Origin of the sequence: Streptomyces sp. NPDC086989, assembly GCF_044745505.1 — a bacterium.
In the GTDB taxonomy this organism is placed as follows: Bacteria; Actinomycetota; Actinomycetes; order Streptomycetales; family Streptomycetaceae; genus Streptomyces.
The window spans coordinates 1-13,662 of record NZ_JBIVAL010000012.1 but is presented as its reverse complement, the minus strand read 5'-3'; the positions used below and the strand labels follow the sequence as shown (position 1 = coordinate 13,662).

The 13,662-nt window shown below is 70.9% G+C and carries 16 protein-coding genes; 3 read left to right on the top strand and 13 right to left on the bottom strand.

Annotated elements, in window-relative coordinates:
- Positions 1-24: 24 nt before the first annotated feature.
- The 7 genes from ACIPK4_RS27070 to ACIPK4_RS27040 all read right to left on the bottom strand — a co-directional run bounded on the left by ACIPK4_RS27070 (position 25) and on the right by ACIPK4_RS27040 (position 6,147).
- Positions 25-693 (bottom strand): uracil-DNA glycosylase, encoded by a 669-nt coding sequence (locus ACIPK4_RS27070; RefSeq protein ID WP_054225107.1) that lies wholly within the window; start codon positions 691-693, stop codon positions 25-27.
- A 122-nt stretch (positions 694-815) separates the two neighbouring features.
- Positions 816-2,399, bottom strand: coding sequence for an ABC transporter substrate-binding protein (locus ACIPK4_RS27065; RefSeq protein WP_054225026.1), 1,584 nt, complete (start codon positions 2,397-2,399; stop codon positions 816-818).
- A gap of 152 nt (positions 2,400-2,551) precedes the next feature.
- Positions 2,552-3,301 carry an SDR family oxidoreductase gene (locus ACIPK4_RS27060; RefSeq protein WP_054225106.1) on the bottom strand — a complete coding sequence of 250 codons (750 nt, stop codon included), beginning with the start codon at positions 3,299-3,301 and terminating at the stop codon, positions 2,552-2,554.
- A 42-nt stretch (positions 3,302-3,343) separates the two neighbouring features.
- A complete protein-coding gene (gene fabG / locus ACIPK4_RS27055) occupies positions 3,344-4,105 on the bottom strand; it encodes a 3-oxoacyl-ACP reductase FabG (protein WP_402316931.1) in 762 nt (253 codons plus the stop codon).
- A gap of 177 nt (positions 4,106-4,282) precedes the next feature.
- Complete coding sequence (locus ACIPK4_RS27050) at positions 4,283-4,666, bottom strand: DUF3037 domain-containing protein (protein WP_054225024.1); 384 nt, start codon at positions 4,664-4,666, stop codon at positions 4,283-4,285.
- Positions 4,663-5,508: a HipA family kinase gene (locus ACIPK4_RS27045; protein WP_054225023.1), complete on the bottom strand. Its 846-nt coding sequence runs from the start codon at positions 5,506-5,508 to the stop codon at positions 4,663-4,665. Before ACIPK4_RS27045 ends, ACIPK4_RS27050 begins: the two co-directional genes overlap by 4 nt.
- Positions 5,509-5,526: 18 nt before the next feature.
- Positions 5,527-6,147, bottom strand: coding sequence for an isochorismatase family protein (locus tag ACIPK4_RS27040; protein ID WP_402316928.1), 621 nt, complete (start codon positions 6,145-6,147; stop codon positions 5,527-5,529).
- A 76-nt stretch (positions 6,148-6,223) separates the two neighbouring features.
- Between ACIPK4_RS27040 and ACIPK4_RS27035 the strand changes: the two genes are divergently transcribed.
- Complete coding sequence (locus ACIPK4_RS27035) at positions 6,224-6,682, top strand: pyridoxamine 5'-phosphate oxidase family protein (protein WP_402316926.1); 459 nt, start codon at positions 6,224-6,226, stop codon at positions 6,680-6,682.
- A 135-nt stretch (positions 6,683-6,817) separates the two neighbouring features.
- Here the strand turns inward: ACIPK4_RS27035 and ACIPK4_RS27030 are convergent, their stop codons facing one another.
- Entirely contained in the window at positions 6,818-7,720 is a 903-nt protein-coding gene (locus ACIPK4_RS27030) for a LysR family transcriptional regulator (RefSeq protein ID WP_402316924.1), read from the bottom strand.
- A gap of 74 nt (positions 7,721-7,794) precedes the next feature.
- Here ACIPK4_RS27030 and ACIPK4_RS27025 point away from each other — a divergent pair, with 74 nt between their 5' ends.
- Positions 7,795-8,733: a DMT family transporter gene (locus tag ACIPK4_RS27025; RefSeq protein ID WP_402316922.1), complete on the top strand. Its 939-nt coding sequence runs from the start codon at positions 7,795-7,797 to the stop codon at positions 8,731-8,733.
- Between the two features lie 93 nt (positions 8,734-8,826).
- Here the strand turns inward: ACIPK4_RS27025 and ACIPK4_RS27020 are convergent, their stop codons facing one another.
- The 5 genes from ACIPK4_RS27020 to ACIPK4_RS27000 all read right to left on the bottom strand — a co-directional run bounded on the left by ACIPK4_RS27020 (position 8,827) and on the right by ACIPK4_RS27000 (position 12,838).
- Positions 8,827-9,261: a hypothetical protein gene (locus tag ACIPK4_RS27020; protein WP_402316919.1), complete on the bottom strand. Its 435-nt coding sequence runs from the start codon at positions 9,259-9,261 to the stop codon at positions 8,827-8,829.
- A 41-nt stretch (positions 9,262-9,302) separates the two neighbouring features.
- Positions 9,303-9,671 carry a hypothetical protein gene (locus ACIPK4_RS27015; RefSeq protein WP_402316917.1) on the bottom strand — a complete coding sequence of 123 codons (369 nt, stop codon included), beginning with the start codon at positions 9,669-9,671 and terminating at the stop codon, positions 9,303-9,305.
- Positions 9,672-9,742: 71 nt separating this feature from the next.
- Positions 9,743-11,038 (bottom strand): amidase domain-containing protein, encoded by a 1,296-nt coding sequence (locus tag ACIPK4_RS27010; protein ID WP_402316914.1) that lies wholly within the window; start codon positions 11,036-11,038, stop codon positions 9,743-9,745.
- Between the two features lie 3 nt (positions 11,039-11,041).
- Positions 11,042-11,377, bottom strand: a complete 336-nt coding sequence (locus ACIPK4_RS27005; RefSeq protein WP_402316912.1) for a type VII secretion target — start codon at positions 11,375-11,377, stop codon at positions 11,042-11,044.
- Positions 11,378-11,497: 120 nt separating this feature from the next.
- Positions 11,498-12,838, bottom strand: coding sequence for an aminotransferase class I/II-fold pyridoxal phosphate-dependent enzyme (locus tag ACIPK4_RS27000; RefSeq protein ID WP_402316910.1), 1,341 nt, complete (start codon positions 12,836-12,838; stop codon positions 11,498-11,500).
- Between the two features lie 28 nt (positions 12,839-12,866).
- Here ACIPK4_RS27000 and ACIPK4_RS26995 point away from each other — a divergent pair, with 28 nt between their 5' ends.
- The gene (locus tag ACIPK4_RS26995) at positions 12,867-13,568 is read left to right on the top strand and encodes a pyridoxamine 5'-phosphate oxidase family protein (RefSeq protein WP_402316908.1); all 702 of its coding nucleotides are present in this window, start codon (positions 12,867-12,869) and stop codon (positions 13,566-13,568) included.
- Positions 13,569-13,662 lie beyond the last annotated feature (94 nt).

The window sequence follows — 13,662 nt, the reverse complement described above, 5'->3', positions numbered from 1 at the left end:
AATGGCACCGAGGCGCGTGCGGCGTCAGCCGAGGTTCGGGATCGTCCAGTCGATCGGCGCATGGCCCTGGGCCGCGACGGCCTCGTTGATCTGCGTGAAGGGCCGGGAGCCGAAGAACTTCTTCGCCGACAGCGGGGAGGGGTGGGCGCCCTTGACGACCACGTGCCGCTCCTCGTCGATGAGCGGGAGCTTCTTCTGGGCGTAGGCGCCCCACAGCACGAAGACGGCCGGGTCGGGGCGGTCGGCGACGGCGCGGATCACCGCGTCGGTGAACTTCTCCCAGCCCTTGCCCTTGTGCGAGTTGGGCTCGGCCTCGCGGACGGTGAGGACCGCGTTGAGCAGCAGGACGCCCTGCTCGGCCCACGGCATCAGGTACCCGTTGTCGGGGATGGGCGTGCCCAGCTCCGCCTGCATCTCCTTGTAGATGTTGCGCAGCGAGGGCGGGGTCTTGACCCCGGGCCGCACCGAGAAGCACAGGCCGTGGCCCTGGCCGGCGCCGTGGTAGGGGTCCTGGCCGAGGACGAGGACCTTCACCCGGTCGAAGGGAGTGGCCTCCAGGGCTGCGAAGACCTGCTCTCGGGGCGGGTAGACCGGCCCGTTCGCCCGCTCCTTCTCGACGAACTCGACGAGCTCTTTGAAGTAGGGCTGGTCCAGCTCGTCGCCGAGGACGGGGAGCCAGGACTCGGGCAGCATCTGGGTCACGTGTACAACCTCCGGTACAAGTTCGTGCAACTGCTTGGTGCAACAGTCCAGAACCTACCGGGGGCCACTGACAACGCCTCACCGCGGGCGCCCGTGGGCGCCCGCGGCAGGTGCTACCAGCTGGTCTTGCGGTACAGCTCCCACATCTGGAAGACGGTCTGCGGGTCCAGCGCCCGCTCACCGCCGGCGATGTCCTCGCGGGCGGCGACGTACAGCTTGCCCTGCCACAGCGGCAGCAGCCGGACGTCGTCGGCGAAGATCTGCTGGGCCTGCTCGAACTCGCGGACACCGGCCGAGCGGTCGCTCTCGCGGCGGGACTTGGGCAGCAGGTCCGTGAGGATCTGGGCGGGCTCGTACGGGGTGCCGACCGCGTTCTCCTTGCCGACGAACGGCGCGATGAAGTTGTCCGGGTCCGGGAAGTCGGGGAACCAGCCGCGGCCGAAGACCGGGTACTCGCCGTTCTTGTAGCCGACCTGGAAGACCTTCCAGGGCTGGCCGCGCAGGGTGACCTTGAAGAGCTGGCTCTCGTCGAGCTGGCGCTTGAGCTCGGTGAACTCGTCGGCGGTGGAGGCGCCGTAGCGGTCGGTGGTGTACCAGAAGGTCAGCTCCACCGGCTGGGTGATCCCGGCGTCCCGGAGGATCTTCTTGGCCTTGTCGACGCTGGCCTGGCCGTACTTGTCGTAGAAGGGCGTCTTGTGGCCCACCACGCCCTTGGGGACCATGGAGTACAGCGGCTCGGCGGTGCCCTGGTAGACCTTGGAGACGATCGCGCCGCGGTCCACGAGCTGGGCGATGGCCTGGCGCACGGCCGGCTTGGCGACCTGCGGGTCCTTGGGGTTGAAGACCAGGTAGCGGATCTCCGCGCCGACGTTCTCGACGACCTGGACGCCCTGGGCGTGCGAGGCGGGGGTCTGCAGGTCCTTGATCTCGGGGGCCGACAGACCGCGGTAGGTGGCGTCGATCTCCTTGGCCTTGAGCGCGGCGACCATCTTGGTGGAGTCCGTGAAGTAGCGGATGGTCACGCCGTCGTTGCGCCGGTTCGCGAAGCCGTTGTACGTCCCGTTCTTGCCGAGGACCGCCTCGCTGCCCTCCTTGTACGAGTCGAGGACGAACGGGCCGGAGCCGGTGACCTTGCCGTCCTCGCGGACCTTGTCGGCCGGGTAGTCCTTCGGGGCGACCAGGGAGGCGGCCGGCGAGCCGAGGACGAAGGGGAACGTGGCGTCGGGGGTCTTCAGGTGGAAGACGACCGTCAGTGCGTCCGGGGTCTCGATCTTGTCCAGGCTGCCGAAGAGGCCGAGCGGGCCGGTCTGGGAGTTGATCGTCCGGATCCGGTCGAGCGAGTGCTTGACGGCCTTGGCGTCGAGCGGCTCCCCGTCGGTGAACTTCAGGCCCTTCTTCAGGGTGCACCGGTACGACTCGTTGGCGGAGTCGGTGAACTCGCAGTTCTGGGCGGCGTCGGGCTGGGGCTTGGTGGAGCCCGTCGGGAACGCCAGCAGGGTCTGGTAGACGTTCCGGTACAGCTCCCAGGAGCCGTCCCAGGCCGCAGCGGGATCGAGGGTGCTCGGGGCGCTCGTCGTGCCGACGACGATTCTCTTCGCGGCGTCACTGCTGTCGTCCGAAAGCAGACCGCATCCGGCGAGCAGGGATATGGACGCAAGGGCTGCAGTGATCTGCAGGCATCTGGTCCGGATGAACACGTGCACGCTCCTCGATCAGCCAGGGGTGCGGCAGACCCTACCGCAGTGCCTCACAAATCCAATGGGCAGGTTTCATGTGACACTTGACCGATTTCGTGCATATTAGGTACGCATTTGCCTCCCCTCGGGAGGCAAATGCGTCCGATTATCGATCAGTGCACTCCGGCATTGAGGAACATTCCGCCGTCGACGACCAGAGTTTGGCCTGTGATCCATTCCGCTTGTGGAGATGTAAGAAAAGCCGCCGCTCCGCCGATGTCCTCCGGGAGCCCCAGCCGGCCGAGCGGGTAGGCGGCCGCGGCCTCCTGCTCCCGGCCCTCGTAGAGCGCCTGCGCGAACTTCGTCCTGACCACCGCGGGGGCGATCGCGTTGACCCGGACCCCGGGCGCCATCTCGTGGGCGAGCTGGAGGGTGAGGTTGACCATGGCGGCCTTGCTCATCCCGTACGCGCCGATGAAGGGCGAGGCGGAGACGCCGGCGATGGACGCGATGTTCACGATCGCGCCGCCGTTGTCCTTCTGCCAGGCGTGCCAGGTCCGCTGGGCGAACCCGAGCGCGGAGATCACGTTGGTCTCGAAGACCTTGCGCGCGACACCGAGGTCCAGGTCGGCGATCGGACCGAAGACCGGATTGGTGCCCGCGTTGTTGATCAGGAAGTCGACCCGGCCGAAGGCCTCCATCGTCCGCTCGACCGCGACGGCCTGGTGGCCCTCGTCGTGGGCCTTGCCGGCGACCCCGATCACCCGGTCGGCGCCGAGCGCCTCGACGGCCTCCTTGAGGGCGTCCTCGTTGCGCCCGGTGATGCACACCCGGTCACCCCGGGCGACCAGCGCCTGCGCGATGCCGTAGCCGATGCCCCGGCTCGCTCCGGTGATCAGCGCGACCTTGCCGCTGTCCACCACGTTCGTGCTGTTGTCCGTCATGAGCCTGCGCCCTGCCTCTCGTCAGTTGAGCGGGCCGCCGGCCACGTACATGACCTGGCCGGAGACGAAGCCGGCGGCCTCGCCCGTGAAGAAGGCGATCGCGTTGGCGATGTCGTCCGGACGGCCGACGCGCTGGACGGGGATCTGGGTGGCCGCGGCGGCCTGGAAGTCCTCGAAGCCCATGCCCACGCGCGCGGCCGTCTGGGCGGTCATCTCCGTGACGATGAAGCCGGGGGCGACGGCGTTGGCGGTGACGCCGAACTTGCCGAGCTCGATGGCCAGGGTCTTGGTGAAGCCCTGCAGACCGGCCTTGGCCGCCGAGTAGTTGGCCTGGCCGCGGTTGCCCAGCGCCGAGCTGCTGGACAGGTTGACGATGCGGCCGAACTTGGCCTCGACCATGTACTTCTGACAGGCCTTCGACATCAGGAACGCACCGCGCAGGTGGACGTTCATGACGGTGTCCCAGTCGTTCTCGCTCATCTTGAAGAGCAGGTTGTCGCGCAGCACGCCCGCGTTGTTGACCAGGATGGTCGGGCCGCCCAGGGTGCTCGCGACGCGCTCGACGGCCGCCTCCACCTGCGCCGCGTCGGAGACGTCGCAGCCGACCGCCAGGGCCTTCCCCCCGGCGGCGGTGATCGTCTCGACGGTGTCCTTGCAGGCCGCCTCGTCGAGATCGAGTACGGCGACCGCCCGGCCCTCGGCGGCCAGGCGTACGGCGGTGGCCGCGCCGATGCCCCGGGCCGCCCCGGTCACGATCGCGACGCGCTGCTCGGTGGTGGACATGGTGGATCTCCTCGCCCTCGGAATCCTCAACAGCGGCTCCTCGTGGGTGAGCAACCGCTTAGTAGCTTCAGCTGAGGAGACGCTAGGAGCCCTGGCACCCGGTGTCAACGGCACCGGGCCCCAGGGCTCTCCAGGTCGTGGCGGCCACCGTACGGATCTTCGTACCGTTCGGCCGGATCAGCGGACCAGCAGGTCGAGCAGCCGTTCCACCTCGGCCTCCGGGTCGGCGGTGAGGCCGGTGTGCACCGGCCCGGGCTGCACGACCGTGCTGCGCGGGGCGATCAGCCAGCGGAACCGGCGTCCCGCGTCGTCGCCGGCCGCCTGGCCGGCCCACTCGCCGCCGGTGCACACGCCCGCGACCCCGTGCAGGGCGGCGCGCACGCCGGCCACGTCGGCCCCGGGGTCCAGGGCGAGGAGCTTGGCCTCGTCCAGATGGGTGCGCGCGGCCACGTACGAGCGCGCCCGGCAGTAGACGATCACACCGGCGTTGAAGCACTCACCGCGCTCCATCCGGGGCACCACGCGCACCAGCGCGTACTCGAACACGTCCCGCTTGGTCACTCGCCGTCGCTCTTCTTCTTGGTCTTGTGGGGCCATTCGGACAGGTGGTCGGTCAGCCACCCGGGGGGCTTCGACGGCGCCTTCACCTCGGCCTCCATCGAGATCCTCTCGTGGATCGTGGCCGCGCGCGGCAGCAGCACCTCCACGTAGGCGCGGCGCACCGCGTCGGTGGAGTCGAAGCCGGGCTCGTCGACCAGCCACTCGTCGGGCACGTCCGCGACGACCTCGTCGAGCAGCTCCCGGGTCACCAGGGGCGCGAGGGCGGCGGCCGCCGCCGCGATGTCCGGGCCGACCGGGGCCAGGACGTGGTCGGAGGCGTTGTACGGCTTGGCCGCGGCGCTCGCGGCGGTGGGCCAGTTGTGGTGCCAGATCATGGTGGCGCCGTGGTCGATCAGCCACAGGTCACCGTGCCAGACCAGCATGTTCGGGTTGCGCCAGGACCGGTCGACGTTGTTGATCAGCGCGTCGAACCAGACCACGCGCCCCGCCTCGGCCGGGTCCACCTGGTACGCGAGCGGGTCGAAGCCGATCGACCCGGGCAGGTAGTCCATCCCGAGGTTGAGTCCGCCGCTGGCCTTCAGCAGCTCCTGGACCTCCTGGTCGGGCTCGCCGAGCCCGATGACGGGGTCGAGCTGCATCTGCACCAGCCGCGGGACCCGCAGGCCGAGGCGCTGCGCCAGGCGCCCGCAGACGACTTCGGCGACCAGGGTCTTGCGGCCCTGGCCGGCTCCGGTGAATTTCATGACGTAGGTACCGAGGTCGTCGGCTTCGACGATCCCCGGGAGCGAGCCGCCCTCACGCAGGGGCGTGACGTAACGGGTCGCGATCACTTCGGACAGCATCCGCCCAGGTTACGGGGGTCAGCGCGCGGGAGCCCACTGCGCGAGCACGGCTTCGGCCGTGGTGACGGTCGCGACGAGTGCCAGGGAGTTGTGGATCACCTCGGCGGTGTAGGCGGCGGGCACCCCCGCGATGGCGTCGGACGGCACCACGACCCGGTAGCCGAGGTTCACGGCGTCGAAGACGGTGTTCGGGATCGCGATGTTCGACGACACCCCGGCGACCACGAGGGTGCGGATGCCGAGGTTGCGCAGGAGGGCGTCGACGTCGGTGCCGGAGATCGGGGAGAGGCCGTGCAGCCGGCGGACCACCAGATCGTTTCCGGCCACCTCGATGGGGGCCGCGACCTGCACCGCCCGGGTCCCGGTCAGCTGCCGCACGGGCAGCTTCGCGGCGGCCCGGAACAGCCGCGCGTTGGCGTTGGCCGCGAGCCCGTCGGGGCGCCGTTCGGCGACCGCGTGCAGCACCTGTACGCCGGCTGCGTGGGCGGCGTCGACCAGCGCGGCCACCCGCCCGAGCATCCCGGAGTCCCTGGCCTCCTTGGCGAGTTCGGGCAGTGCGCTCTCCTCTCCGACGACGCCGTTCTGGCACTCGACGGTGAGCAGTGCGGTGGTGGCGGGATCGAGATCCGGCTGCGGCATGGCTCCCCCTGGCGTGACGGCCGTCGATCCCGCATGATTCCTGACACTCAGTCAGATGTGAAGGGGTGTGGGACGGATGGACGGATCACAGCGGCGGGGCCGCCGCATCATGATGACCGACGCGGAAGTGGACGCCTTCCTGCGCGAGCAGCGCACCTGCCGGGTGGCGACCGTCTCCCCGGACGGCCGTCCGCACGTGGGCGCCCTGTGGTTCGCCTGGGACGGCGCCTCGCTGTGGCTGTATTCGATCACGCGCAGCCGGCGCTGGTCGGACCTGCGGGCGGACCCGCGGATCTCCGTGGTCGTGGATGCGGGCGAGGCCTATGACGAACTGCGCGGGGTCGAGCTCTCCGGCAGCGCCGCCTTCGTGGGCGAGGCCCCGCGTACGGGCGTGCCCTGTCCGGAGCTGGCCGAGGCGGAACGACTGTTTCCGGCCAAGAACTTCGGCATAGAGGAGATGCCGCACGACGGCCGCCACGCGTGGATCCGCCTCACACCGGATTCGGTCGTCTCCTGGGACTTCCGCAAACTCTGACGCGCCCACGCGCCGGGCACCCTCGGCGTCACGACACCCGGGCGCCCTCGGCGTGACGACGCCCCGGAACCGCGGCGCCACGGGCGCGACGCTACGGGCGGGACGCTACGGGCGGGACCCTTGGGCACAGCGGCGCTACAGGACCGCGGCGGCGGCCTCCCGGAGCGCGTCGACGGCGGCCCGGATCGAGGGCCGCCGGTCGGCGTCCGCCCGCCACACCACGTACACGTGACGCCGGACGGAGTCGCTGACGGGCAGCAGCCGGACCCCGTCCGGCACCGGACCGCGGCCGAGCCGGGGTGCCACGCACACACCGAGTCCGGCCTCCACGAAGGCCAGCTGGGTGTGGTGCTCCTCGGCGATGTGCGCGATGCGCGGCTCGACGCCGGTGCCGCGCAGGGTGTACACGAGCCACTCGTGACAGAACTGGCCCTCGTTCCAGGAGATCCAGTCGTCGTCGGCGAACTCGGCGAGGGTGACCCGGTCGCGGCCGGCCATCCGGTGGCCGGCCGGAACGGCGATGTCACAGGAGTCGTCGAGCAGGTGCGTCCGCGTGAGCTCGGCGGGCACCGGCATCCGCTTGTTGTGCCAGTCGATGGCCAGGGCCAGGTCGAGGTCGCCGCGGACGACCGCCGCCATGCTGTCCTCGGGCTCCCGCTCCCGTACCAGGGGCCGCAGTTCGGGGTGTCCGGCGCGCAGGGCGGTCAGCGCCTGGGGCAGCAGCCCGCGCATGGCGGTCGGGAAGGCGCCGATCCGCAGCTCGCCGACGGCGCAGCCCCGCTGGGCCTCCACATCGGCCTGGGCGAGCTCCACCTGGGAGATGATCCGGGCAGCGTGGTCGGCGAGGAGCCGCCCGGCGTCGGTGAGCCGGACCCCGCGGCCGTTCTTGGCCAGCAGCGGCTGGCCTACCTCCCGCTCCAGCTTGGCCATCTGCTGGGAGACGGCGGAGGTGGTGACGTGCAGCCCGTCGGCCGCGCCGCTGACCGAGCCGTGGCGGGCGAGGGCATCGAGGGTGCGCAGGCGCTCCAGGTTCAACATGTAAGCGATGCTACGCCGTCACAGCCAAGAAATCTCGCTTGTCCTACGTAGTTGAGCGGAGCAGAGTACACCTCATGAGCGCACCCACCACCCCTCGCCCCACACTCTCCCCGCCGGCCGCCCCCGCCCGCACCGCCTCCGCCCGGGTGGACTGGCGCATCCGCTTCGCGATCCTCTCGGTGGTCTGGGGCTTCAGCTTCCTGCTGATCAAGGTGGGCACGCAGGCGTACGCCCCCTTCCAGGTCGCCCTCGGCCGGGTGCTGTTCGGCGCGCTCGCGCTGCTGACCGTGCTCCTGGTCCGCCGCGAGCCGCTCCCCCGGGGCCGCCGTACCTGGGCCCACCTGGCCGTGGCGGCGCTGCTGCTCAACACCGCCCCCTTCTCGCTGTTCTCGTACGCCGAGCTCAGCATCCCGTCGAGCCTGGCCGGGATCTGCAACGCCACCTCGCCGCTGTGGGGCATGGCGCTGTCGATGGTGGCCCTGTCCGAGGACCGCCCGACGCGGCGCCGTTTCGCCGGCCTGGGCCTGGGGTTCCTCGGCGTCCTGACGGTCCTGGGCGCCTGGCAGGGCTTCTCGGGGATCGACGCGAAGGGCACCGCGCTCGCCCTGCTCGCCTCGCTCTGCTACCCGATCGGCTGGATCTACGTCCGGCGCACGCTGGCCTCGGTACCGAGCTCGCCGGTGGCGCTGACCGGCGCCCAGCTGATGCTCTCCACGCTGCAACTGCTGGCGGTCAGTGCCGCGTTCACCTCGGCCCCCGCCTCGTTCCCGCTGTGGCCGACCCTGTCGGTGATCGCACTGGGCGCCCTCGGCACGGGGATGGCCCTCCAGATGCAGTACGGACTGGTGACGGAGGTCGGTCCGACCACGGCCCAGATGGTCACGTATTTCATCCCGGTCATCGCCACCACGGCGGGCGTCGCCCTCCTGGGCGAACAGCTCCACTGGAACACCCCGGTGGGCGCGGCGATCGTCCTGGCCGGAGCGGCCCTGACCCAGACCCGCCGCCGCTAGGGAGTGTCGTCAAAGTAGCGTCGGCCGCCCGAAGGGCGGCGCCGGCCAGACGGGACTTTGACGACACGACCTGGGTCGGCGCGACGCGCCCGCCTAACCGCAGTCGCCGAGGATCGGCCCCGAACCGTCGGGCGTGTGGGTGGTCCACAGCATGAACAGCTCCAGCAGGATCGCCACGACGTTCAGCAAGGCAACGGTGAACGCCAGGAGTCCCGGCCAGGTGTCCCAGATCCGGACCCCGCAGCGCCGCCGGATCCACCGGGCGAGCAGCAGGCAGACGACCATGGCCGACAGCCCGAGGACCGGTCCCGCCCACGCGAAGACGTACTCCACCTTCGGGAAGGGCATGAGCCGGCAGGCCGCCTGCTGCCGGTGTACCCAGGCCATGTCGATGTCCTCCACGTGCAGGGAGGAGAGCACGCCGAGCACAGCCACGGCGGGAACGAGCAGTGCCGTGATCACCATGCCGGGTGTGACCGTGTGGCCGTGCGGGGCGGCAGGCGAGGCGGCGGCGGAAGAAATATCCATCAGTACCAATTCGGGTGCGTTCGGACGATGTGGACGAAGGCTCAGCAACCGTCACCGAGGTTGATCCCCGCCGCGGCGGCCGAGTAGACGGCGTACAGCTGGATCAGTTCCATCGGGACCGCCAGGACGCTGAACCACACGGTGGTACCGGCGAGGAGGCCGGGCCAGCCCTCCCCGAGCCGGAGGCCGTACCGCCGCCGGAGCCGCCGCGCGAGCAGCACGCACACCGCCACCGCCGCCAGGCCGAAGCCCAGACCGGCCCAGCCGGCGGCGTACTCGGCCACCGGGAAGGGCAGGTGACGGCAGGCTTCACGTTGCCGGTCGGCCCACCCGTACTCGATGTCCTGAGTGTGCAGGGAAGTGGCCACACCGGCCACGACCATGAGCGGCACCAGCAGTGCCGACGTCACGATGCCCGGCGTGGCGACACGCGGGCGCGCCGAGCTGTCGCTTGCCGCCGGGGCTGGCGATGCGGTGGCCATCAGTACCAATTCGGGTGCGGTCGGACGATGTGGATGCGCTGCTCGCCGTGGTTCCTGGTGGCGACGTGTTCCCTGCTGTCCAGGCTCACGTTCTCGAACGAGCTGGTGTGCTGGGTCAGTTTGATGTCACCGTCGGGGGTCACCGAGGTGACCACGGCAGCGTGGTAGATCTCGCCCTGGGGTTCGGCCGGGTCGGGAGCGACCTGCTCATAGAAGATCACGTCGCCGGGGCGCGCATCCGCTCGCCTGACCTCCTCACCGCCGTTGTGCAGGAGGAAGCCGTGCAGGTCTTTGGCCAGACCCCACGAGCGAGAGTGGTAGACCCGGCGGTCGATCCTGTCCACCCCCACACCGCTCTCCCGCCCCCAGGTGTTGTCCCCGCCGGGGCCCAGCCAGAAGTCGAACTTCTTCTGCATCCCGCCAGCCTCCAGGGCCGACGATGTGAAATTGGCGCAGTTGTTCTTGAAATCGAGATCGTCCTTCTTGTCCCAGTGGTCGAGGGCGTACCGCACCATCTCGACCCGGTCGATCTTGCCGTCGGGGCCGCGGAGTTCACGGCCGACCTCGGGGGGCAGGCCCTTGAGGTCGGCGAGGGTCACGGGGTCGGCCCGCATGAGGTCCTTCTGCTGCTGCGGGGTCAGGCCGTCCCACCAGGCGCGCTGGAGGTGCGGGTCCTTCCCGACCGGGATGTCCGCCCGGAGCATCTCGAATTCGACGTGGGACGCCTCGACCAGGATCTCGTTGTGCGCCTGCGAGGTGTCGGCGACGTTGACGGTCTTCGCCAGTTTGTCCAGCTCCGCGGAGGCCTTCCCGTCCGCCTGGGCGGCCTCACGCAGGGCTTCGTCTATCAGCGCGTTGACCGTCGCGATGTCGCCCAGTTCCTTGGTGTAGGCGTCGCGCACGTTCTGCGGCACGTTCGGGCCGACGGGCGCGGCACCCGTGTACGCGCCCACCGCGCGGCCGTCCTGGATGCTCAGCCCGTACTCGCGCGCCAGCTCGGCCGCGTGGAAGAGCGTGCGCTGGGCGAAGCCCATGGAATGGGCCAGGGCGTCGAGGACCATGGCCACGCCCTTCATGATGTCGCCGCCGGATTCGAGGCGGTCGGCGAGGTCCTCCAGGCGTTTGCCGGCCTGCTTGCCGGTGGCGTCCGCCCAGTGGTCGTCGAGCGGCTTCTTGCCCTGCGCGCGAATGTCCTCGCATGCGGACGAGGAGCGCCGGGCGAGGTCGACCCAGTCGTCCGCGGCCTTCTGCCACTGGTCCACGCGGCAGTCGTACAGGTCCTGGTAGGCGACCACGGGTCAGTTCCTCCCGAAGTCGGTGAGGCCGTGCTGAAGCCGGTTGAAGGCGTCCTCCGCCTGGGCGTCCGTGGTGTCGTAGGCGTTGGCCGTGGTGTGGAGGTTGTCGGCCATGGTGTTCATCTGCTTCCCCAGGTCGACCATGTGGTCCTCCCATGCGGTCGCACACCGCTTCAACGCTCCGGCGGAGGCCCAGCCGTGGTGCCCGTCGGCTGCCGTGTCGCTCGAATCCAGGGACTTGCGGAGGTTCTCCAGCGCCTTCTCGGCCGCCGCACCGGCGCCCCCCGCGCCTTGCCGCACGTAATACGTCTTGATGTCGATGTCCACGCAGTCCCCCATGAGTTGTTCCCGAACAGCCTAACTTCGCTCATACGTGCGTTTTCGTCAGCAACACGGCGAGCCCGCCGAGTTCTGCATGCACCTCGGCGGCGTTCCACGGCGTCCGGGCCGGGCGTCGCGTCAGTCGAAGCGGCCGCTCGTGGCGGGCCGCACCGCTGCGGCCACCGCCGCCGCGAGTCCCGGCACCTCGGCCCCTTCCAGGCCCGACACGGTGATCCGCACACCCTGCCCCGAATCCACCCGGAACCAGCCGCCCGGGGCCACCGCCCAGCCCGCGGACAGGAGCCTCGTCACCGCGCCCGTCTCGTCGGCGACCGGCACCCACACGTTCATCCCGCTGCGGCCGTGCGCCGCCACCCCCCGCTCCCGCAGTGCCGCGACCAGGCCGTCCCGCCGCTCCCCGTAGGAGCGTGCGACCGCCGCACGGTCCACCGCGCCGGAGCTCCACAGCTCGACCGCCGCGTACTGGAGCAGCCGGCTCACCCATCCCGGGCCCAGCCGCTGCCGCCCGCGCACCCGGTCCAGGGTCACGGGGTCGCCGGTCAGCACCGCGAGCCGCAGGTCCGGCCCGTACGCCTTGGCGGTGGACCGCACCAGCGCCCAGTGCCGGGTCACCCCGCCGAGCGGGTGCAGTGGCAGGTCCACGATGCCGTGCCCGTGGTCGTCGTCGACCACCAGCACCTCCGGGTACCGGGCCAGGACATCGCGCAGCTGCGCCGCCCGGTCGCCGCTCACGGCCGCCCCGGTCGGGTTCTGCGCCCGGGAGGTCACCAGCAGGGCCCGCGCGCCCTCCGCGAGCACCCGCTCCACCGCCGTGGCGACCGGGCCGTCGTCGTCCACCGCCACCGGCACCACCCGCAGCCCCAGCGCCGCGGCGAGGTCCAGCACGCTCCCCCACCCCGGGTCCTCGACCGCCACCGCGTCCCCCGGCCGCAGGTGGGCCACCAGGACGCGCTCGATCCCGTCGAGCGCACCCGAGGTCACCCCCACCGGCCCGGCGGGGACCCCGTCCGCATCGAGGTCGGCCCGGGCCAGCCGCTCCAGCTCCGGCACCACCGGATCGTCCCCGTACAGCGTCGGAGCCTGCGCGTACCGCCGGGCGGCCTGCGCCAGGGCCCCGTCCAGCGCGGGCAGCAGCCGGACGTCCGGGTTCCCCGACGCGGCGTCACGCGTCCCGGGCGGCACCGCCATCCGCAGTTCGTCGCGCGGCGCGCTCGCGGGCCGACCGCGCACCCGGCTGCCGCGCCGCCCGTCCGTCTCGATGACCCCGCGCTCGCGCAGCGTCCGGTACGCGGCGGCCACGGTGTTCGGGTTCACCCCGAGCACGCCCGCGAGCTCGCGCATCGGGGGCAGCGGCGCTCCCGGTGCGAGTGCGCCCGATCCGACGCCCGCCTCGACACTCGCCGCGATGTCCGATGCGCGACGTCCTGTGATCCGGTATTCTCCTAGCACAAACAACATTATGCACTAGTACAACGGAGCACGCACTATGACCGCCACCACCGACACGCAAGAGATGCCCGGAGCGAACGTGCCGGGCGGCGGCTACGAGCCCACGGACCGCACCGTCCCCAGCCGCTCCCGCGAGCGGGCGCGCTACGACCGCGAGACGGTCCACTCGATACTCGACCAGGCCTACGTCTGCCACCTCGGCTTCGTCCGCGACGGCGCCCCGGTGGTCCTGCCGACCCTCTACGGACGGGTCGGTGAGACGCTGTACGTCCACGGCTCGACGGGATCGCGCCCGCTGCTCGCCGCCGGCCAGGCGGACCCGGGGCTGCCCGTCTGCCTGACGGTGACGCACGTGGACGGCCTGGTGCTGGCCCGGTCGGCCTTCCACCACTCGATCAACTACCGCTCCGTGATCGTGCACGGCACCGCTTACGAGGTGACCGACGAGGACGAGCGCCGGATGGCCCTCGACGCCCTCGTCGACCACGTGGTCCCGGGCCGCTCGGCGGACTCCCGGCCCGCCAACGCCAAGGAGCTCGCCGCCACCGCGGTGATCCGGCTGGACCTGAACGAGGTGTCGGCGAAGCTCCGTACGGGCGGCCCCCACGACGAGCCGGAAGACATGGGCCTGCCCTACTGGTCGGGCGTGGTCCCGGTCGCGCCGGTGCACGGGGCCCCGGTCCCGGCCGACGACCTGGCCCCCGGGATCGCCGTTCCGGACTACCTCACCGCACTCTGAGTGGATGTTCTGTGCGCTGAAGTCTGGTTTGACACCATCTTCTACCAGCCCGAGAAGTAGCATTCTGGGTCATCCATCCCAGTTCGATACCTGG